Here is a 19,563-nt window from a genome sequence, read left to right as displayed (position 1 = left end):
ATATGAATAGATATACAGTTTTGTGGTTAGAAGACGAACCAAAAAAGAACCATCTCTTCTTTGATAGAGCTGAATTTGATGGAATTGATTTAATTCAAGTCGGTACAGTCAAAGATTTCAAAGAGGAGTTCGACGATAAAGTGAAGATGCTGGATGCTATTATTTTGGATGCAAAAGGCGTGGTAGATAGCTTAGAGGAAAATCCTTCATTATTGGCATTAAAAAAAGCATTAACTATCATCCATGAGAATAATTATAATAAAAAGTTGCCCTATTTTATTATGTCGGGATATCTGGGTGAAGACGAGAATCGTAGTGCAAGGGAATTTCTTGATGATGAAGACATATATACTAAATCAGAAGATGAGGAGGAATTAATTTTAGATTTAAAAAGGAAGGCTGATCTACAAGATCACACTCAGATAAAACACAATAATTCAACATTTTTTAATGCTATAAAAGGATATGATATAGAAGTGCATAATTTGTTCATTGATATTCTCACTAGTATGAAGGGTGCAACAAATGGAATAAATGACAAATTATATTTTACTCAGATAAGAATTGTGCTAGAGGAGATGTTTAGGAAAGCCAATAAAGCTGGTTTGCTACATGATAATTGTATTCAAAAAGGTATAGTAAATCTAACTGACGCGAGCCGGTTTTTGAGTGGTATACCTACCAAACATTCTGGTTCTGTTAAAGCTTCAGAAAGTTATTTTTCCAAACTTATTTCCGATGCTGTACAAAATATCCTTTATATTACAGGAGCAGCCTCTCACACTACAGATCCGGAATATGAAAGAAATATAAATATACATGAATATCGGAAAGCTATAAATACTCCATATTTGTTATATAGCCTCACATTACAACTAATGGATATCCTTATTTGGTTTGAGGAGTACCTCAAACTTCATCCAGATCCGAAAGAAAATAAAAAATTTTGGGAGCAGTTAAATTCGATAGAGGGTAAACTTATCAGTACAAAAGAAAACGGTTGGGGAATATTTCAACCCGTTGACGGTTCTGACAATATAGATATTCCGAAGTATTTAATGAAGACGCATGGTATCACTGACAATGATTTGTTGGTAATTGAGACGAAATTAGAGGGAGAAAAAACTCTTGTTTTTAATCCTGTAAAAATAGTGGCAGAAAATGAATAAGAATATTAGACCGGCTCAACCTCGAATTTACCCGACCCGTAACTTGCAGAGATATTAAAAGTTATTCCAAGGGAATAAAGCATTCCTAAAGAACCTGTTAGGACTAAAACTAGTCCGCCTCCAATTAAAAGTCCCAATTTTGTTGTTGGTTCGGGATCTAAGATGGCTAACCTGATAATGTAGAGTCCTGTAAGATTAATTCCGATGCCGGATAATACCCCAACTATACTTTTCCAGGAATTACTATTTTTTGTCATTGCACCTCGCAGCAAGTTGACTGCAGATTTCAAATCCTTTTCAGTTATACCCAATTTCACATCATCTATAAAAGTAAAGCTAAGTTTTTCTTTGTAACATTTAATGGCTTCTTCTAACCAATCAACATCTCCAGTTCTTACAATTCTACCCATATCTCTCATTTATTTTATTATACCTATTATAACCTCCCTATTTTAAACCTTCAATAATTTGACCTCTTCCCATTATTTGCAACTCTTGGCCGTCACACTTCAATGACCTTTATGAAAAGAATTGCTCCAGCTGAGAACTTTTCACTTTCTTTTATTCTTCTCTTCAATTAGCTTTCTCAATCTTATATTCTCTTTATTTTGAAACTTTTCATCTTTGGTAAGTTTTCTATGTGCTGGTTTTGGTATTTCCTTTAATACCCAATCTATAAAGTTGAAGTTATTGTATTTCATTTCTCTTTTAATTTAAAAGTTATACTATTTAAAAGTTACTGTTTTTCAATTATGCCATTCATTTATTATAAATACAAAGGTATTTCCTATCTGTGCGGTCTATATGCACTTCTGAATAAGTTATAATTTCACACTGAAATCCATTTTTGAGAAATAATGCGCTTAAATAATTAGCGCATTATCAATAACCAATCACTTCCGCCTTAATTACTACTTATTAAAAATAGTAACTATTGCTTTTATTGCCTCAGCAACAACATCAACTAACTCATCAAAATCGGAATTTCTCATAGAAAAAATATTAGGTTAAAAATTTGTCTTTTTTATTTTTACAGTTACAAAGATGATTTGGATGTATGCAATCTATATGCACAGTTGAAATCGTTATATGGATAAATTAAGATTATTTTTTAGGGATAATGCGTTTAAAAAAACATTATCCATTACTATTCATCTCTACAGTAAATTACTATTTATTTAAAATAGCAACTATTACCTTTATTGCCTCGGCAACTGTATCAACCAGCTCATTGAAATCAGAATTTTGCATAGAAAAATTAGGTTAAAAATTTGTCTTTTTTTATTTTACAGTTACAAAGATGATTTGGATGTATGCAATCTATATGCACTGTAAAAGTTTATAGTTATATCTTGTTGTTATTATTAACAGTCAAGTTGCATTAATGATTTAGGACTAGCAAATAAGATTTATTGATAATTTTCAAAGCCGTTGAAATTTTATAATTTGTAAGAAACCTCAAACCAATTACCATGGTTTTGGTGAAAGTGTTTATGGAAATATAGGGTAGAAGATAGTTATATAGTTTTATAGACAGTTTAAATAGTTCTAATTAAGGGAAGCCTAAAGGAGGAGCAAACTCAAGATTTCAGTTAATATCGATGCTTTTTTCTAGGTTTGAAATAATTAAAGGCTTGCTTCTTCTAGTATATTTTCAAAATGTTCCTGATATTCTAAAAGCATCGTATCAAGAGAATATTTTGCCTCGATTGTTTTTTTTGCGTTCTGTCTAACATTGTTAAGATCCGACTTTTCCGTTAGTCTTATTTCATTAATTATACTTGCAATTTCAAATTCATTTTCTGATTCAAATAAATAACCATTTTTTAAATGATTAATGACCTGGGAATTGCCTCCTACATTACTGGCAGCCACCAGGCAGCCAATTGATAGCGCTTCTAATAAGGCAATTGAAACACCTTCAATTAAGGATGGCAATAGTACTAAATCAGATTTTTTGAAAAGTGTATAAACTTCTGAGTTATCAAATTCTAAAAAGGAAATAATATTTTGTTTTCCTAATCTTTCTAAAGTATTCAGCAATTCCTTTTTATAATTTTTTTCTTTTTCATTTTTTCTCCCTTTGGGAGAAGCTATGATTATCTTTATAACATCATCTAGATATTTGGTGCTCGCAATTAAGTAATCAAGTCCCTTAATTGGATTTAGTCTAGCGGGAACTATAATCAAATACTTATTACTTGAATTAAAAGCTTCTCTAATCGCGTTGTTAGTCAGTAAATTAATAGAAACATTTAAGTCAATACCATTAGTTATGTATTTCAATTTTGACGCATCACCGAAGAGATTAGAAAGTGTGCCAAAGTAGTTATTTGAAACAGTTACGGTTGAATGACTTTTCTTATAGATGGTTTTCAATAGTTTAGAATAATCTAAGTCATAAAATTTAGTAAATACTCCATGCAATGTAAACACTAATGGAATGTTCAGCTCTTTGGCAACTTTAAAAGCGAATTCTGATAGATAAAAAGTATGACAGTTTACAATATTAAATGTGTTATTTTTTAAAGTTGATATAATCTCATCTTCTACATTCTCATTATATTTTAAAAAACTGGAACCTTCAATTTCTACAAAATTATCAGGTGAAATAACAATCACACCATTCTTATTTGTATAATATTCAATAATTTTTTGAACCATAATTTCCCTTCCTCCCAGGTAGGGAAGTGTTCTAGAGATTATTATTGGTTTTATATAATTCATAGTCAGCTAATAAATTGTTGGTTGTTTGTTGCATTCCATCTACCGCTATCAAGATAAAATTGTCAAGATAATTTTTATCCTTTTTGTATTGGTTCCAGTTTTTTCTTACATCGTAACATAAAGAGAGAACGCTACAATTTTTAATGAAATGTAAATTTTCAAATTCTAATACAATTTCCTTTTTTGATTTTGCATAATGACCATTATATATTAAACATAAGTCAGCTATTTCAATTAAGTTATCAATAAAAAGTTTTGAGATAAATTGGATATAGTTTGGGTTTAAATATTCATTGACTGAAACATATTTTCTTATGCAATTAAATCGTCTATGTATTACGGCATTACAAATATTTAATTTTCTTTGGCCTTCATTTTCAGCTTTGTATTGTAAAATTTTAGAAAATAATATTTCAAAATCTTCCTGTTCTCCATAGAAGACTTCACCCCAAGAATAATGTGTGAGATAATCTATTTCAACATAACTATTAAAATCAAATATTGTATGGGTTAAAAAGGAAACATCTAATGAAAACTGAGAACACAATTTCTTATTTATTTTTCTTAGTTCACTTAAAACTTGTAATTCTATAGTTCCTTTTCTGTCTGTGTCTTTTAAAATAAATAAAATATCAATATCGCTGTAATTTTCAATGGCCTCGTGCTCTCTATAGCTTCCTATGAGCGCTATGAAATCTATTGATTTGGAAACGATTTTAGAAGACGTCACTAAGTTTGAAAGCTGAGAAATAATATCATTTTTCATATATTACTTTCTTTATAATTTTATTGATGTCAATTTCATGTATAACGCATAAAGCAAATAAATCTTCGAATATATCAGCAATTGCATTTTCTATGTCAACTTTGGTTTTAAATGGTTTCTTTCTCTTAGTATATTGTAGAATAATTTCAGAAAATTCACCAACTTCTTCGAATAAGTGAAGAAGCCTGTCCTGTTCATTCCATACTAATTCGTGATTTTTTATTTTTTTAATAAAGGATTCAATGCTTTGAGGTTCTAAGAATATCTTCTGTTGCATAATTTAGTTAGTAGTTTGTATATAATAATCTGATTTCAATCCTGCTTTTATTAATTCTTCTTGAGAAAAAAAATGTCCGCTCTCCTTTAAGAAATTTATTGAATTATCAGAGGAATGCGCAATGTTGTGGGTAAGGTTTTTGCCTAACTCTCTTAAAGTTCCCGGTTTTGCTTTTACAGGTTCAGTAAATCCAACGACACTATTCAATTTTCTAATAGCATCATTATTATTACTTTTTACGATGAAAACAATACATTCTGAACTAATCAAAAATTGTTGCATGCTATAAAAAAAAGATTTTTCGACACAACGCGAATAAACAAGTAGAACGTCATTTTCAGTTAACGTAATGGTTTTTGAAATCACAATTTCAACACCTGTATTTGATATTCGTCTAAAAGCCTCATGGACTAATTCTCTTTGAATGCAGTCAGGTTTTAATATGCCAAGAGAGAAAAACTCAATTTCGTGAGATGTAACGCTTTCCTCTAAAATATCTTCTGTAGGCTGATGTTGGCTAATTAAAGGGTGATTTTTCACAGGTGTATTTTTATGAGAGCGAAATTAAATTTTAATTATGAAAATCCTAAATTTATAATGTATTAATTTTTGTAAAACAATCAACTTGCATTAATGTTTTAGGATCAGCAAATAAGATTTATATAATTCTCAAAGCCGTTGAAATTCTAAAGCCTAAAGTCAAATTTCAAAACCAAGGACCAAAAACTTATATTACTTACAGGAATATACACTCGCATTGAAAAAAGTCACCATTGCTATTCTTACTTAACCCTATTTGAGAAAATAAACATTAAATAAACCGCCAGCCTATGATGTTATCTTCAGATCAAGAAAACGATTGGCTGAAGGATGACTTTGATCAGGATGAAATTGAAGCGTTTATAGAAACAGACTGCGATGAAGATCAGCTTGATTATTACCTTGTAAGTCATGATCTGCTTCATTCCAAAACGAACAGTAATGTCAAAGGTATTTTGATAAAGTGGAGTATGAGGAGCTGGAGGTTGGCTACTAATTTAAAAAGCAACGGCTTTTCAACGGCAACGCAAAAAGCTGTTGCTAGAACCGTTGCACTTTGTCTCAATGCTGTTGCTTAAATTATTAAAAGCCTGTTTTACAGGTTTTAAAATATATAACCATAATAAGCGAACCGTTGAAGTGTTATCCGACGGTTTAATTCATTTTACTTTAGTCTGTTTAAAGACGTATTGATATCATATATAAATTTGATTATTTATTATTTCAAATATTTGCCACTAATATTAAATAGTGGTAATAATTTGATTTCAGATTATCTTATAAAAAGAAATGATTTATCTGATTTTATATTGCTTATAATTTTCTGGTTTTAGAATTTATTCAGAAGAAATAAATGCCTTATATTCGTCTAAAATTAATAATAATAAGGTAAACGATCGCGTAAACGATTTTACTTTTATTGCTGTAATATAGGGTAATTTCATTAAATAACAGCAATTTTGATGAAACTCATAACCCGAAGGTCACTGGTTCGAGTCCAGTCCCCGCTACTGAGTGAGACTCATTAACTAAATTAGTTGATGAGTCTTTTTTTTTGTCCTCGCTTTCCCTTGATATACTTGATATTAAAGAAAATACCGAATTGATTTCTGTGGTTCGATATTGTCGTTTTATCGGGTCAATGACTATTCCATGAGGAAAAATCAATTTTTGCATTCTTATCTTGTCATCTGTTTTGCTTGACCTCCAGTATTTACTGATGTTTTGAGTGACGTTTACACATTTTTCAATTTTTTTATCAAGGTTCGATATCTTTAAACTCAGATTTGACTTTTCACGATTTTTTTCTCCTATTTTATATTCAATCTCATCTCTGAACTTTTTATATAAGTTTACATCCAATTCCTCAAATGCATATTTTCTTTCAAGGCTATCAAGCTGTATGTTTAGATTCTCTAACTGACTATTTAAAGAAGTTTCAAGCTGAATAGATTCATTATTCCTATCGTTAATAGTAAGCTTCATTTGTGCTTTAAATGCTTCAGTATACTTAGTATCTAATACAAATTGGTTGAGGTAGTCTTCAAATAAGTTATTAATACCTTTTTTGATTGATTTCGTAGAGCTATTAGCATTTAAGTCTTTGCAATTACAGGATTTGTTTTGGCATTTGTAGTAATCATATTTCTTTTTGGCTTTATATCCTGTCATTTTAGTACCACAGATACCACAAAACAAGTGAGATTGAAGAGGCCTACCATCATTCGTTTTTGACTGAGTGTATCCAGTGCTGGTTTTGCTGTCTAGTATCTCATTTATTTTTTGAAATTGTTCCTTTGACACCAAAGGTTTCCAGCTACCTTCAACCACTTCGCCTTTAAGCAGTTTATTGGCTTGTATGCCGCAGTAAAATGGATTTCGCCACATTGCACTTAAAGATTGTTTAGATATCGCTAATCCATAAGTACTGAGTTTTTCTCTAATTTTATAATCAGCTACACCTTGGGCTTTCCATTTCCAAGCTTTTTTAATTAACTTACCTTCTTCATTTATTTCAAGTCGCTGTTTGCCACTTATAAATTCAGCATTTTTAACTCTAGGACCATAATGGTCATACCCTCTAGGAGCTGTTCCTAACCAGTTCCCATTTCTTACGTAAGATGTTAGACCTGGTATTGTGATTTCTAATCGTTCAATATTTTCTTTTCTTGCATATTGTAACGATTCTATAATTTCATGTTCACCTCGTGGTGTCGTGGTGTCTTTACCACTGCAAACCTCAATTAAATGCACTTTATGTGTATTAATTAGTTCACTTACTAATCCTATGGCATTAGCCCCAGTTCTGGAGAAACGACTCATTTTATATATCAAGATTGCATAAGGTTTGTTTTTAGCTTTTTTTACCTCAGATATAAGCCGTTTAAATTCTTTACGAGTAAAATCACCTTTTGCTGATTCGTATGTACCACCAAAATTATCAGTTATTGATAGCTGATTTTTATAGGCGTAACGGGAAGCAGCTGTTCTTTGGTTATCTATACTACTATTTGTATCAAATTGTGATTTGCTACTTACCCGTGAATAGAACCAAACATTTTTATTCGTGTTTACTTCTTCCGTATAGGAGCTGTATTTTTTAAAGTAGTTTAGGTTATTCTTCATTTTTGTTTGTATTTATTATATCATAAACCAGATTGCTCAGTTTATGTAGGTTATTAATTATTTCTTTGACTTCTTCATCGGTACTTACCTCATCTTTTGATATTTTCTTGTAGGTTTCAACCGTAAGTCTTGTTCTTCCATCATCATTCACTTTTATTTAAAGGGTTTATATGCGGTTCAGCATTAACTATATTAAATGCTGAGGTTATTTCCTTCTGAGGCACTACCAAAGGCTTTTAGCGATAGTATACCTTCCATTTTTAGCGCACAGGATGGAATAACCTTAAAGTTAAGCTTAAAAGTGGTTCAATGAGCCCTAGAAACTGGTTCCCAGGTCAATAAATTTAAACAATATTTGATTGAATGTTGACTTTAAGCTATTGCGCTTATTCGTCATAAAAAATGCCCCTGGTCTTCATTTTATTTACGGGGAGAAGTATGTTATCTCATGTGGTACTAATTAGTACCTTTACTGACAAATAAACTATAGGAATAAAAAAAATACAAGTGATTTACCAATTTTTTTTTTTCTTTTTTTGAAGCATAATAACTTGAATCTAGATATTGTTAAGTAACTTTAAAACTATGTTTCATAATTTGATTAATAATAAAGTGATTAACCACTCTGAATATCTAAAGGAAAAATTTAATGATTTACTGGAATCACCTAAATATGATTGTTTGCTCACATTAAGTTGGAAAAAGGGTTTTCATGATGCTCCTGGAGTTTATTTAATAAGACAATTTGATGAGGTAGTTTATGTTGGTGAGACCAGTAACATCCAAAAGCGTATGAATGATATGCGTAATACTAAAAATCATACGGTTAGAAGAAATATTGGAAATGAAGCGTTTATGGAAGAACCAAGATTTCAAAGAGCTACAGCCAATAAATCTTTTGTTCCAGAAATTGAACTAAAACTTGAAGGTTTAATGAAGAAAAGTCTTACCATTCAAACTTTGCCTCTTGAGTTAGGGAGAAAAGAGTTGGAAGAATTTATTATGAAAGAATTGAGTCAACCGAAATTTAATATTAGAGCTACTAAAAGACTAGATAGCCGAATTAAATAAAATATATGTTTGAAAACACTTTTAAAAACATTGACGACCTATTATATAAAGACGCTGGAGCTGATAGCGAACTGGACTACATTGGTCAAACTTCGTGGGTGATGTTTCTCAAGTACCTTGATGACTTAGAACAAGATAAAGCCGATGAGGCTGAGCTGAAAGGATTAGAATATAAATATATCTTACTACCTGAATATCGCTGGCCACAATGGGCCATGCCCAAAGGACCAGACGGCAAGCTGGACCATCATAAAGCGATGACGGGACCAGACCTCATCCAATTCGTTGACCAGAAACTCTTTCCGTATCTGGCAAGCTTCAAACAAACCGCGGCAGATAACCCGCAGAGCATCGAATATAAGATAGGTGAAATCTTTTCGGAGATAAACAACAAAATACAAAGCGGTTATATCTTACGTGATATTTTAGAGTATGCTGATGAATTACCATTTCGCTCATCTAAGGATAAGCATGAACTTTCCGACCTGTATGAATCCAAAATTAAAAATATGGGTAATGCGGGTCGTAATGGTGGCCAATATTATACACCAAGACCTCTTATTAGGGCCATGATTAATGTTTTGGACCCACAAATAGGTGAGAAGGTCTATGATGTGCTGCGGGTTCCTGTGGCTTCCTCTGTGAGGCGTATGAGTACATGTATGAGCGCATGGATAAGACCACTGATAACCTCATCACATTACAAGAGAAGACCTTTTATGGTAAGGAGAAAAAGAACTTAGCCTATGTCATTGGAATCATGAATATGATATTGCATGGCATCGAAGCACCTAATATCATACACACCAATACGCTGGCAGAAAGTATCCGAGATATCCAAGAGAAGAACCGTTACCATGTTATACTGGCCAATCCACCCTTTGGTGGAAAGGAGCGTAAAGAGGTCCAGCAGAATTTTGACATCAAAACGGGTGAGACCGCCTTCCTGTTTCTTCAGCACTTTATAAAAAACCTCAAAGCTGGTGGCCGTGCAGCCATTGTTATAAAAAATACGTTTTTGAGTAATACCGACAATGCCTCAGTGGCCTTACGTCAATATTTATTGGAGAGTTGTAATCTGCATACCGTACTCGATATGCCTGGAGGTACCTTTTTGGGTGCTGGTGTAAAAACGGTGACCTTGTTCTTCCAAAAAGGAGAACCGACAAGGTCCATCTGGTTTTACCAGATGGATCCTGGGCGAAATATGGGTAAGACCAATCCCCTTAATGATAAAGATTTAGAAGAATTTGTAAAGCTACAGGCTACTAAAGCTGAAAGTGAAAAGTCTTGGAATCTAAAAGTGGCTGAGGTTGATGAAACCACTTATGATTTAAGCGTTAAAAACCCGAACACACCAGAGGAAGCACCATTACGAAGCCCAGAAGCCATATTAACTGAAATGGAAGCTTTGGACCATGAAACCAATTCTATTTTTCAATCGATTAAAGATTTGATATGAGTGAAAGTTGGAAATATAAAGCGTTAGGTAAATTAGGTACGCTGACTTCGAGTAAGAGAATTTATAAAAAAGAATACATTGCAGAAGGAGTACCATTTTATCGCTCAAAAGAGATAAAAGAGCTTGCACATGCAAGAGAAATATCGCTAGAATTATTTATATCTCACGAAAGATACAATGAAATTAAATCTCAATTTGGTATACCACAAGAAGGAGATTTGCTTTTAACAGCCGTTGGGACAATTGGAGAAATATACATTGTAAAGAAGAATGAACCTGATTTCTATTTTAAAGATGGTAATATCATGTGGCTTAAGGATTTCGAAACATTGGACCCTTATTTCTTAAAATATACATTGACTCTTTTTGTTGAACAATTAAAAGCAATATCTCAAGGGTCGGCATATAATGCATTAACAATTGAAAAGTTAAAAAAGTATGCAGTTCCTGAACCTTCTATTTCAGAACAACAACAAATCGTAGCGATTTTAGATAAAGCCTTTGAAGCCATCGACCAAGCCAAAGCCAATATTGAGAAAAATATTGAAAATGCAAAAGAGTTATTTCAGTCCAAACTCAACGACATCTTTAGCCAAAAAGGTAAGGGTTGGGAAGAGAAAAAGTTAAAAGAAGTATGCGATATTAAACCAAACAAAAAAGAATCTAAGGAAATTTTACAACCCAGCGATGAAGTGTCATTTGTACCTATGAAATATCTTGGTGAAAATATAATGTATTTCAATAGCTCAGAAATAAGGCAATTAAAAGATGCATATTCTGGATATGTCTATTTCAGAGAAGGAGATGTCGTATTAGCTAAAATCACACCTTGTTTTGAAAATGGAAAATTAGGTATTGCCAGAGATTTGAAAAATGGTGTCGGTTTTGGTTCGAGTGAATACATTCCGTATAGAGTTGATGAAAGTAAGTTATTCAATGAATATTTATATTTCTTTTTGAATAGAGAGGTCTTTAGGAATAAAGGAGAGAGGCTTATGAGTGGAGCTGTTGGCCATAAAAGAATACAGCCTAGCTTTTATGAAGAAGAATTGATTCCAATTCCAAGCATTGAAGAGCAAAAGAGTATTTCGTCAAGTATTAAACGACTTCAAAATACACTTGATGATTTAGAAAGTAAATATGAGAAAAAGCTAGAAGATTTAGAAGAACTCAAAAAATCCATTCTTCAAAAAGCGTTTGCTGGAGAGTTAACTAATAAAGCGGTGGAGGTATAAGACATGAACGAGTCACAAACACAATACGAATTAATTGAACCAGCACTGCGTAAAGCAGGGTGGGGTGTTGTGGAAGGTTCTCGAGTATTTAAGGAATTTCCAATCACCAACAAAGAAAAACCAGGGGTTCGTAATTACTCCCAGTTACGAGCAGATTATGTGCTTATCTATAAAAACAGAAATATAGCCGTAATTGAGGCAAAGAAGCGTGACCTATATTACACCGATGGTCTGGGTCAAGCCAAAGACTATGCAAACCGTTTAAACATTCGTTATACCTATGCGACTAATGGTCAGCAAATCTATGGAGTAGATATGGATGAAGGTACGGAAGGTGATGTGAGCAAGTATCCGTCACCAGAAGAGCTCTGGGAGATGACTTTCCCAACACCAAAAGAAGATTATAAAGTTGAGATAGCCAATTGGAAGGAACGTTTATTTTCAGTGCCGTTTGAAGACCGTGGAGGTGCATGGCAGCCACGGTACTACCAGAATAACGCCATAACGAAGGTTTTAGATGCTGTAGCAGAAAAAAAGGATAGAATCCTATTGACGTTGGCTACAGGGACGGGAAAAACAGCAATAGCCTTCCAAATTGCTTGGAAATTGTTTCATGCCAAATGGAACTTAAGAAGAGATGGCCAACGCAGTCCAAGAATCCTATTTTTAGCCGATAGAAATATACTGGCCGACCAAGCCTTTAATGCATTCAGTGCATTTGAAGAAGATGCTCTGGTCCGTATTGCGCCAGATGAAATACGAAAGAAAGGAAAGGTGCCAAAAAATGGTAATATCTTTTTTACCATATTCCAGACCTTTATGTCAGGTCCTGGTGATTCACCTTATTTTGGAGAATATCCTGAAGACTATTTTGATTTTATCATAATAGACGAGTGTCACCGCGGTGGGGCCAATGATGAAAGTTCTTGGAGAGAAATAATGGACTATTTCAGTCCAGCAGTTCAATTAGGTCTTACTGCCACACCAAGGAGAGATGTTAATGGTGATACTTACAAATACTTTGGTGACCCAGTCTATATCTATGCACTTAAAGAAGGGATTAATGATGGTTTCTTAACCCCCTTTAAAGTAAAAGAAATATCAACAACCATTGATGAGTACGAGTATACAGGAGATGATGAGGTTGAAGGAGAAATTGATGAGGAGCGCAAGTATACCGAAGCGGATTTCAATCGAATCATTGAGATAAAAGCTCGTGAAGAATATAGGGTCAAGACCTTTATGAGTATCATCAATCAGAGTCAGAAGACCTTAGTGTTTTGTGCTACTCAAGTCCACGCAGCGGCCATTAGAGACCTCATCAATCAATATGCCGAGAGTACCAGCGTCAACTATTGCCACAGAGTAACAGCAGATGATGGAAAGATTGGCGAAAAGCACTTACGGGACTTTCAGGATAACGAAAAAAGCATACCGACCATACTAACCACGTCCAGAAAGCTTAGTACAGGTGTGGATGCGCCAGAGATACGAAATATTGTGTTACTTAGACCAGTGAAGTCTATGGTAGAATTCAAGCAGATTGTAGGTCGCGGCACCCGACTGTTTGACGGTAAAGAATATTTCACCGTATTCGACTTTGTAAAAGCACATGAGCATTTCAAAGACCCTGAATGGGATGGAGAGCCATTGGAACCTGTACCTTATAAGGAACGTGAAGAAAGGAAAGGGAAGTGCAAGAAATGTGGCCAGCCGAAACCATGTATGTGCTCCGAAGAACCACCTCCAACTTGCGAAGTTTGTAATAATGACCCATGTATATGTGACGAACCACCAAAACAGATGATTAAGGTGAAACTTGCAGATGATAAAGAAAGGGAAATTGATAGTATGATTAAAACATCTTTCTGGAGCCCGTCAGGCACACCGATTTCAGCTCGAGAATTTATAAAGCAATTGTTTGGGGATTTACCATCTTTATTCAAAAGTGAGGACGAACTTAGAAAACTCTGGAGCTTACCTTCAACACGAAAGAAGCTACTCGAAGAGCTAAATGAGAAAGGCTATACGCACTCACAATTAGAGGATTTACGTAAGTTAGTTCATGGAGAAGATAGCGACCTCTACGATGTCTTAAATTACGTAGCCTATCACACGGATATGGTACCTAGATTAAACAGAGCTGGTAAAGCAAAAATTCAACTTGGCGAATACAATCCAAAGCAACAGGATTTTTTAAACTTTGTACTGGAACAATACGTCAAGGAAGGTGTGAATGAATTGGATGAAGCAAAGCTGCCAGACTTATTGGAATTGAAATATGAGGCTATCACTGATGCAAAAAGAGAGCTTGGCGATATCAAGTCCATTAGAGAAACCTTTATTGATTTTCAAGAACACTTGTATGTTGGATAAGCAGTATAAATAATAAATTAAAAGTTATATGAAAACCCAAGAAATCAAAACATTAATTGAAGAATTGAGAAGTAAGACAGAAGTTGACGAAGCTTGTTGGACTACAGGAGGAGGCGCTACAAAATACGAAACTGAATTAGATGGGAAAACACTAATTTTTGACCGACGAAATAACACTGACAAAGACCAAGTAGAATGTTATATCAAAATTGGTAATTATGAGAATGTATATGCACCAGATTCAGAAGAGTTTGCCTTAATTTCTGACTTTGTAACTTGGTTGTAGAGTAATAAATCTAAACTCTTGAATAGTTAGTAATGATTATAAGGTTTGATACCTTTAAGGGGGAATAGAATCATACAACGACACGTATTCGCTAAGCAGTTTTAAAACTCTTAAAAAGCGCCAGGATCCTGGCGCTTTTTTATTTAATACGTGTATTTAATATCAAAAAGATGGATTCAGGTATACCCTCTTACCTTATAATGTGCCTCTAAGAAATAGCTTATAGCTCCGACCTACGCATAAATTTTTCTTCCAGATTTATTCAATTTTTCAAATAAGTGTCCCATTCTGAAACACCTATAATTATTTGCAATAAAAAATATTTCAACAAATTATCCCGTTTTGACGCACTTTGAGAAACTTCTACATATTTAATTATACAAGCACTTCTTTAAAGCTCCCTATATGGGGAAATAGTGTTTAATAATAACTAAATAGAAAAATTATAAAAATGGAGAATTATGTCAAGAATCAAGAGTTTGTTAAGAAAGCTGGTATTAGCAGAAGTACGCTCTATAGAACATACAAAGAAAGTCCTGAATTATGGGGCGAGACAATTATTAAAAAAGGAAAAAGAGTAATCCCTGAAAAACATTATAAATACTTTGATAGAGATTTGTTATTTAGAGATAACAAATCATTGAGGAATCTATTAGACTGCTTACAAGAAAGAGATTCATTACCACATAGACTTTGGTATTCAGACTGGAGTTTCTTCGTTACAATAAGTTATAAACTCAACAGAAATAAAGAAGCATGTGCTAATAGGATGCGCCAGCTTTACGATGCTATAATAGAAGAATATGGAAGTGAGACAAACTTTAAAATGTTTTTCGCATCTGAGCCCTTTGTAAATCGTAAGGGATTTCATAATCACCTAGTAATCCATATCGATAATATTAAATTCAAGGAGTCCATTAGAAATATGATTAAAAATGAGTTCAAAAATGACAAGCTTGAATTTTCGAACTACGACCATAGGTTAGGAGCAATATTTTATACCGCCAAAGCAGGTTTAGAAGATACTGAGTGGGACCTGTTAGGAAATAATCTGATTCAAGAAGGTATTAAATATGAAAATAAAAATAAACACTAGACAATTTGATTTTTTGATTGATAATTTTCCTTTAATAGGCCATAAAGGTCCCAACCTTAAGATGAGTGGGAAAGTTTTCAAAAAGATTATGCCTGTAATCTATCCTTTGAATGAAGGACAAAAGGCTTATAAAGTAGATATGTGGTTTGGAACGTTTAAAACCAAGATGATTATTTTTTCTGATAGTAGTGCTACTGCGATAGTTCTTGCGAGAAAAATGTTTCCTAAAGCTAGAGTGTACGGTGCAACTGAAGTGAAAGGAAGACTTTGATAACTGTATTTGCAACTTTCATATTTGTAAGGCTAATATAAAGCTTAGTCTCATTGTAAAACTTTTTCATCTTATCCATAAGCTTTACACACTGTTTTTAAAAAAAATGTGACTACAAATCCTGTTAAATAATTTTAATCCCCTAGATTAGTATTCTAAAAATGAATAATACAGAACTTTTTGTCTTATTCATTAGTCATGGGTAATACTGAAAAAATATGTCAATAAAATTTGGTTTTAGTGATGAATGTGGAAGTTACTCACCGATTAGGTCAGAGAGACAGAATCAAATACATCCATTTTATCTCCGTTCGTTATTTTTGATGAATGGAGATGATTATAAAGAGTTAACGAGTAAATTCATGAACCTAAAAAATGAATTCGGACTTCCTCAAAAAGAAATTAAATGGTCACATATTTGGTCTTTAAGGAGTTGTCAGAATAATAATAAAGTTCCAAATGAAAAAAAAGATTTTTACTTTTTAAAAGACATTGATTATCATATTATAATTGATTTTGTTGAAAAGTCATTGTTGTTATTAAAAGAACTAGAAAGTTGTAAAACGGTTTTCACCATTACTGATAATAAGTCTGACTCTAAATTCTCTGAAAAAGATTTATTTAAAATGCACATTACATCTTTATTGCAAAGAGTTCAATACGAAACTCAAGTTATACCCAATGATTTAACAGTTTTGTTTTTTGACCCAATTGGAGATAAAAAAAGCAAGTTATTACGTGATACTTACTTTGATATTCAAACAAATGGACATTTCGTAAAAAATTACACGCACATAAAAGATAGCTTAAATCTAGAATACTCACATCATAGTACAGGGATTCAAATTGCAGACTACTTAGCTGGAGTTATCACGGGTGTTTTGAAAAGCTATGACAGAAGTATTGAAATTTTTAATAAAGCTGTTTATCCTACTCTAAGAAATTATAATCAAAAAATTTTAGGCGCAGGTATTTGTGAAATTCCATCAAATAAGAACGGAAGAGATAAATTAAGGCAAACTTTTAGAAAGCACAGTTCTTAGTAAAAATGTTCACTTTTATGATAAGTGAACATTTATCAATTTGTAAAACAAGTAGATATATTATTTACAAAATATAAATTTTCATTACAAGCCCAATACTCATGGTTGAATATTATCTCGGTTTTATTGGTAAGAGGAATTTTCTAAAATTCACTATCAACTTCAATATCTCGAACTAATCCGTTTAAAATATTTTCAAATATTTCATTGGGTGTTTGTCCACCTGTCAAATTAGAAATTAAGCTCTTTACATTAAACTTGGCATATGTTCCTTTTCTTGGATTGTAAAGCCCTGCATATTTCCAATTGGTATTTGTGCTTACTTGTCTTAGTGCTAAATAAATAAAGAGTTGTTTCAAGTCACTAGACTTGAAATTCCGACTTACAGTCTTGATTTCATATAAACTGTCATCCACTGATAAATCTGCTGTCAAGTCAGGAATAAAACTGTAGCCTTTTAACCTTGGTTTAAACTCGATTTTCTCTTTTTTTGTTTTATTAATAAACTCAATGGTATTATCACAGATTTTCTGAATTTCTTCTATTTCCGATTTCCCTAGTTTTAAATCTTCTTTCTTATAATTGCCAGAAGTCCAAATTGACTTTGCAGTTTCGTAAACTATTTTTTCAAATACTTCAGAATCTGTTATTATTTCATTCACTTTTTTATCTTCAACTATTGCCATTTCAGACACATTGAATGCAGTTTCAGAAACAATATCGTACCTAACATTCTCAATATTTGGAATAGGGTTTTTATTTATTTTCTTTATTTGAGTTTCATTAAAAACTCTCATGAAACTTGGTGTCATAAGAGGTAAATTTTGTTTCCAAATAACACTAAACTTTTCTGATATATCTCTTTCACTAATCATACGAGAATCGGTTTATTAGATGTTTTTCTAGCCGAGCACCAATCCCTAACTAGTAACTCTTCCTTACTAAATAAGGATTTATTGCTGGCTCTCCAGTGTTTACCTTCATCTCCTAAATAAAATGAGGCGTAGATGAAAGCTCTTCTTTCCCATGTGGTTAACGTGGTAAATTGATGTTTTATATCAACTAACCAATAATGACTTCCCCAGTTTGTCATTGCAACTATTATTTGTCTTTTTAGAAAGTGGTTTGTCTCGGTATCGAATAGTTTAACAAAAAGTTCTTCCTTCGCATGAGAATGTCGAATGGAAAGGATTTGTACTATATAGTTTAAGTTTAATTCAATTTTCGTTAGATAGTTTTCTGTTTTAAATAATTCTAAAAGTGAACTATCGATAATATCTTTACCTTCATCAGATAGGTCATCATAAACACTCCTCACAGAGCGCATAATAGTCGTGAATACGGGTGATAAAGTGGTTAAATTATCTTGGTCTAAAAGTATTTTAACCGCCTGTACTTGGTTTTCTTCCGTTAATGCCTTTACAGAATTAATAGCTTGTTTGGTTACAGTTTGGTCAATTTTAGTTTTATTAACCTCTTTTGATAAGATTCCAATTATATCAATTTCGCGAACAGCGTCTTTTAAAGCTTCATAATCATCAACTGCAGTTGCCGAGTATGGGTCAAAACGAATGGAAATATTAAGTAATTTTTGCTCTTCTTCTGAGACCTCATCCTCAACTGGTTTCGGGTCAAGGAATTGATGTATATCCTGATATTCTGTTGATGACATTATTTTTGTCTTACCCTTCTGTAAACTTAGTTGGTCATTGGCTAATTTTTCAGACAATAAAATAAGAATTTTATAAGCTTCTGATTCAGTATCACAAAATATTGTATAATCATCTGCATACCTACAAAACTTAATAGCTCTAGATTTTAAGTGATAATCTGTATGATTAAGTGCAAGCTCGGCAAGAATTCTTGATGCAGGTCCGCCAACAGGAAGTCCGTAAGAAATAGTGCCAGAAAATACGCTCAGTAATTTGATAATCCTTTTAGGAGTATCAGTAATGCCGTCTACACGTTTAAGTTCATTTTCTAATTTATGATGATTTACTCTCGGATAAAAGTTTGAAACATCTGTTTGTAAAACGAAGCCAGAAGATTTCGAATATTCAATACATTGTTTTTTATAACTTATCCAAGTAGTATCCTTAAACAATGAGCCTTTCTCATCATTCCATTCATAGCGATATGAAAAAACTTTCTTTTCAATTTCCTTGATTCTAGTATTTTCAATTTTTTCAGCTAAAGAAATTACTAACCCTAAAAAGTAAGCATTCCAAAAAGGTTCAATCATTGTACCTTGCCTAAACCCAAAATAGCCGACTGGACTTAATTTCACTAAAGTTAATGGCGGTGACTCGCTGAGAGCAGTATCTAAATTTGCGTGAATTTTCTCAAGAATATCTAATGTTTCTTTGTTTTTTTCCTCAAATAAATACCTTTCAAACGGAAATGGAAAGATGTCAGTATCACCATGCTTAATTATATTTAATAATGCTTTATTGAAATATTGCCTCATAATTTTGGTATATAAACAAATGTAGAGATAATTTTTGTTTTTAGTCTTTAGGGTATTAACGACGTATTAATTTTAGACTATACTTTATTAATGACACACTTTAAAAGTAGATAAGTCAGTAAAAACCTGGTTTTTGTGTTATTTTAATTGAT

Annotated in this window: 20 protein-coding genes; 11 read left to right on the top strand and 9 right to left on the bottom strand. The window is 32.6% G+C overall.

Translation table 11 applies throughout. The features are described 5' to 3' along the window. The first annotated feature begins 2 nt into the window (after positions 1 to 2). The gene (locus LB450_RS08605; protein ID WP_224487514.1) at positions 3 to 1,169 is read left to right on the top strand and encodes a hypothetical protein; all 1,167 of its coding nucleotides are present in this window, start codon (positions 3 to 5) and stop codon (positions 1,167 to 1,169) included. A gap of 5 nt (positions 1,170 to 1,174) precedes the next feature. On the opposite strand, the gene LB450_RS08600 is transcribed toward LB450_RS08605, so the two are convergent. The 6 genes from LB450_RS08600 to LB450_RS08575 all read right to left on the bottom strand — a co-directional run bounded on the left by LB450_RS08600 (position 1,175) and on the right by LB450_RS08575 (position 5,479). Then, entirely contained in the window at positions 1,175 to 1,579 is a 405-nt protein-coding gene (locus LB450_RS08600; RefSeq protein WP_224487513.1) for a hypothetical protein, read from the bottom strand. A 141-nt stretch (positions 1,580 to 1,720) separates the two neighbouring features. Beyond that, positions 1,721 to 1,870: a hypothetical protein gene (locus LB450_RS08595; protein ID WP_224487512.1), complete on the bottom strand. Its 150-nt coding sequence runs from the start codon at positions 1,868 to 1,870 to the stop codon at positions 1,721 to 1,723. A gap of 925 nt (positions 1,871 to 2,795) precedes the next feature. Further along, positions 2,796 to 3,896 carry a glycosyltransferase family 4 protein gene (locus tag LB450_RS08590; protein ID WP_224487511.1) on the bottom strand — a complete coding sequence of 367 codons (1,101 nt, stop codon included), beginning with the start codon at positions 3,894 to 3,896 and terminating at the stop codon, positions 2,796 to 2,798. Next, on the bottom strand, positions 3,865 to 4,662 hold the full coding sequence (locus LB450_RS08585) for a nucleotidyltransferase domain-containing protein (protein ID WP_224487510.1): 798 nt from the start codon (positions 4,660 to 4,662) through the stop codon (positions 3,865 to 3,867). Before LB450_RS08585 ends, LB450_RS08590 begins: the two co-directional genes overlap by 32 nt. Next, positions 4,652 to 4,939 carry a hypothetical protein gene (locus LB450_RS08580; RefSeq protein ID WP_224487509.1) on the bottom strand — a complete coding sequence of 96 codons (288 nt, stop codon included), beginning with the start codon at positions 4,937 to 4,939 and terminating at the stop codon, positions 4,652 to 4,654. The genes LB450_RS08585 and LB450_RS08580 overlap by 11 nt, the downstream gene beginning before the upstream one ends. Before the next feature lie 3 nt (positions 4,940 to 4,942). After that, on the bottom strand, positions 4,943 to 5,479 hold the full coding sequence (locus LB450_RS08575; RefSeq protein ID WP_224487508.1) for a nucleoside-diphosphate kinase: 537 nt from the start codon (positions 5,477 to 5,479) through the stop codon (positions 4,943 to 4,945). A 290-nt stretch (positions 5,480 to 5,769) separates the two neighbouring features. Between LB450_RS08575 and LB450_RS08570 the strand changes: the two genes are divergently transcribed. After that, entirely contained in the window at positions 5,770 to 6,057 is a 288-nt protein-coding gene (locus LB450_RS08570) for a hypothetical protein (RefSeq protein ID WP_224487507.1), read from the top strand. A 391-nt stretch (positions 6,058 to 6,448) separates the two neighbouring features. Here the strand turns inward: LB450_RS08570 and LB450_RS08565 are convergent, their stop codons facing one another. Further along, entirely contained in the window at positions 6,449 to 8,104 is a 1,656-nt protein-coding gene (locus tag LB450_RS08565; protein WP_224487506.1) for a recombinase family protein, read from the bottom strand. A 585-nt stretch (positions 8,105 to 8,689) separates the two neighbouring features. On the opposite strand from LB450_RS08565, the gene LB450_RS08560 reads away from it, so the two are divergent. The 9 genes from LB450_RS08560 (at position 8,690) to LB450_RS08525 (ending at position 16,944) form a co-directional block, all read left to right on the top strand. Further along, on the top strand, positions 8,690 to 9,175 hold the full coding sequence (locus LB450_RS08560; protein ID WP_224487505.1) for a GIY-YIG nuclease family protein: 486 nt from the start codon (positions 8,690 to 8,692) through the stop codon (positions 9,173 to 9,175). 5 nt (positions 9,176 to 9,180) lie between these two features. Further along, complete coding sequence (locus tag LB450_RS13715; RefSeq protein WP_262902913.1) at positions 9,181 to 9,918, top strand: N-6 DNA methylase; 738 nt, start codon at positions 9,181 to 9,183, stop codon at positions 9,916 to 9,918. Then, entirely contained in the window at positions 9,846 to 10,637 is a 792-nt protein-coding gene (locus LB450_RS13710; protein ID WP_262902912.1) for an HsdM family class I SAM-dependent methyltransferase, read from the top strand. Before LB450_RS13715 ends, LB450_RS13710 begins: the two co-directional genes overlap by 73 nt. Then, positions 10,634 to 11,872 carry a restriction endonuclease subunit S gene (locus LB450_RS08550; protein ID WP_224487504.1) on the top strand — a complete coding sequence of 413 codons (1,239 nt, stop codon included), beginning with the start codon at positions 10,634 to 10,636 and terminating at the stop codon, positions 11,870 to 11,872. Before LB450_RS13710 ends, LB450_RS08550 begins: the two co-directional genes overlap by 4 nt. A gap of 3 nt (positions 11,873 to 11,875) precedes the next feature. After that, entirely contained in the window at positions 11,876 to 14,248 is a 2,373-nt protein-coding gene (gene hsdR, locus LB450_RS08545) for an EcoAI/FtnUII family type I restriction enzme subunit R (RefSeq protein WP_224487503.1), read from the top strand. 28 nt (positions 14,249 to 14,276) lie between these two features. Further along, positions 14,277 to 14,534, top strand: coding sequence for a hypothetical protein (locus tag LB450_RS08540; protein WP_224487502.1), 258 nt, complete (start codon positions 14,277 to 14,279; stop codon positions 14,532 to 14,534). A gap of 451 nt (positions 14,535 to 14,985) precedes the next feature. Then, positions 14,986 to 15,630, top strand: coding sequence for a hypothetical protein (locus LB450_RS08535; RefSeq protein WP_224487501.1), 645 nt, complete (start codon positions 14,986 to 14,988; stop codon positions 15,628 to 15,630). After that, positions 15,608 to 15,901 (top strand): hypothetical protein, encoded by a 294-nt coding sequence (locus LB450_RS08530; protein ID WP_224487500.1) that lies wholly within the window; start codon positions 15,608 to 15,610, stop codon positions 15,899 to 15,901. The genes LB450_RS08535 and LB450_RS08530 overlap by 23 nt, the downstream gene beginning before the upstream one ends. A 218-nt stretch (positions 15,902 to 16,119) precedes the next feature. Further along, positions 16,120 to 16,944: a DUF3800 domain-containing protein gene (locus tag LB450_RS08525; protein ID WP_224487499.1), complete on the top strand. Its 825-nt coding sequence runs from the start codon at positions 16,120 to 16,122 to the stop codon at positions 16,942 to 16,944. Positions 16,945 to 17,087: 143 nt separating this feature from the next. Here the strand turns inward: LB450_RS08525 and LB450_RS08520 are convergent, their stop codons facing one another. Continuing rightward, positions 17,088 to 17,819 (bottom strand): hypothetical protein, encoded by a 732-nt coding sequence (locus LB450_RS08520; protein ID WP_224487498.1) that lies wholly within the window; start codon positions 17,817 to 17,819, stop codon positions 17,088 to 17,090. After that, positions 17,816 to 19,411, bottom strand: coding sequence for an RNA-directed DNA polymerase (locus tag LB450_RS08515; RefSeq protein WP_224487497.1), 1,596 nt, complete (start codon positions 19,409 to 19,411; stop codon positions 17,816 to 17,818). The genes LB450_RS08520 and LB450_RS08515 overlap by 4 nt, the downstream gene beginning before the upstream one ends. Positions 19,412 to 19,563 lie beyond the last annotated feature (152 nt).

Source organism: Psychroflexus curvus (assembly GCF_020164585.1).
Taxonomy (GTDB): Bacteria; Bacteroidota; Bacteroidia; order Flavobacteriales; family Flavobacteriaceae; genus Psychroflexus; species Psychroflexus curvus.
Note: the sequence above shows the minus strand (reverse complement) of the source record. Positions and strands in the feature narration are given on the sequence as shown.

Excerpts from the sequence above, each read along its gene's own strand:
- LB450_RS08580 (WP_224487509.1), bottom strand. The coding sequence starts at position 4,939 with ATGCAACAGAAGATATTCTTAGAACCTCAAAGCATTGAATCCTTTATT.
- LB450_RS08530 (WP_224487500.1), top strand. The coding sequence starts at position 15,608 with ATGAAAATAAAAATAAACACTAGACAATTTGATTTTTTGATTGATAAT.
- LB450_RS08520 (WP_224487498.1), bottom strand. The coding sequence starts at position 17,819 with ATGATTAGTGAAAGAGATATATCAGAAAAGTTTAGTGTTATTTGGAAA.
- LB450_RS08595 (WP_224487512.1), bottom strand. The coding sequence starts at position 1,870 with ATGAAATACAATAACTTCAACTTTATAGATTGGGTATTAAAGGAAATA.
- LB450_RS13710 (WP_262902912.1), top strand. The coding sequence starts at position 9,846 with ATGGATAAGACCACTGATAACCTCATCACATTACAAGAGAAGACCTTT.
- LB450_RS08585 (WP_224487510.1), bottom strand. The coding sequence starts at position 4,662 with ATGAAAAATGATATTATTTCTCAGCTTTCAAACTTAGTGACGTCTTCT.
- LB450_RS08540 (WP_224487502.1), top strand. The coding sequence starts at position 14,277 with ATGAAAACCCAAGAAATCAAAACATTAATTGAAGAATTGAGAAGTAAG.
- LB450_RS08565 (WP_224487506.1), bottom strand. The coding sequence starts at position 8,104 with ATGAAGAATAACCTAAACTACTTTAAAAAATACAGCTCCTATACGGAA.
- LB450_RS08550 (WP_224487504.1), top strand. The coding sequence starts at position 10,634 with ATGAGTGAAAGTTGGAAATATAAAGCGTTAGGTAAATTAGGTACGCTG.
- LB450_RS08515 (WP_224487497.1), bottom strand. The coding sequence starts at position 19,411 with ATGAGGCAATATTTCAATAAAGCATTATTAAATATAATTAAGCATGGT.
- LB450_RS08605 (WP_224487514.1), top strand. The coding sequence starts at position 3 with ATGAATAGATATACAGTTTTGTGGTTAGAAGACGAACCAAAAAAGAAC.
- hsdR (WP_224487503.1), top strand. The coding sequence starts at position 11,876 with ATGAACGAGTCACAAACACAATACGAATTAATTGAACCAGCACTGCGT.
- LB450_RS08560 (WP_224487505.1), top strand. The coding sequence starts at position 8,690 with ATGTTTCATAATTTGATTAATAATAAAGTGATTAACCACTCTGAATAT.
- LB450_RS08590 (WP_224487511.1), bottom strand. The coding sequence starts at position 3,896 with ATGAATTATATAAAACCAATAATAATCTCTAGAACACTTCCCTACCTG.
- LB450_RS08525 (WP_224487499.1), top strand. The coding sequence starts at position 16,120 with ATGTCAATAAAATTTGGTTTTAGTGATGAATGTGGAAGTTACTCACCG.
- LB450_RS08535 (WP_224487501.1), top strand. The coding sequence starts at position 14,986 with ATGGAGAATTATGTCAAGAATCAAGAGTTTGTTAAGAAAGCTGGTATT.
- LB450_RS08570 (WP_224487507.1), top strand. The coding sequence starts at position 5,770 with ATGATGTTATCTTCAGATCAAGAAAACGATTGGCTGAAGGATGACTTT.
- LB450_RS08600 (WP_224487513.1), bottom strand. The coding sequence starts at position 1,579 with ATGGGTAGAATTGTAAGAACTGGAGATGTTGATTGGTTAGAAGAAGCC.
- LB450_RS13715 (WP_262902913.1), top strand. The coding sequence starts at position 9,181 with ATGTTTGAAAACACTTTTAAAAACATTGACGACCTATTATATAAAGAC.